Origin of the sequence: Stappia sp. BW2 (assembly GCF_008107695.1) — a bacterium.
Taxonomy (GTDB): Bacteria; Pseudomonadota; Alphaproteobacteria; order Rhizobiales; family Stappiaceae; genus Roseibium.
The window spans coordinates 1-385 of sequence record NZ_VIRG01000002.1 but is presented as its reverse complement, the minus strand read 5'-3'; the positions used below and the strand labels follow the sequence as shown (position 1 = coordinate 385).

General features: G+C 45.2%; 1 pseudogene. It reads right to left on the bottom strand.

Features of this window, described 5'->3' with window-relative positions:
• Positions 1–385, bottom strand: a pseudogene (gene pdeL / locus FMN63_RS00010) (DNA-binding transcriptional activator/c-di-GMP phosphodiesterase PdeL); the annotation flags it as partial.

Sequence of the window (385 nt, the reverse complement as noted above, 5' to 3'; positions counted from 1 at the left end):
ATTGTCCACAATATGACCGGAGATTTCGTCGACACTCGCCATTTGCACAAATGACTTATCGATCTTAATAAAATCGACCGGGAACGCCTGCAAGTAACGATAGGTCGCATAACCCGTACCAAAGTCATCCAGCGCAAAGGTAATGTTGTGCTGATGAAGGCTGTCAAATATCGCTCTGGCTTCTGGCGTTACCGGAATAGGGTTACGTTCCGTTAGCTCGAGAACCAGCTTGATTTTATCGTTACCTAATTTATTAACCAGGTTCAGACACTCTTTTTCAAATCCCGCTGCCAAAAAACAACCCGCCGAGACGTTGATGCCAATATGGAAATTGTCCGGCAGCAAATGTTTTACCGGCATCAGAATATCCGCAGTCTGTTTCATC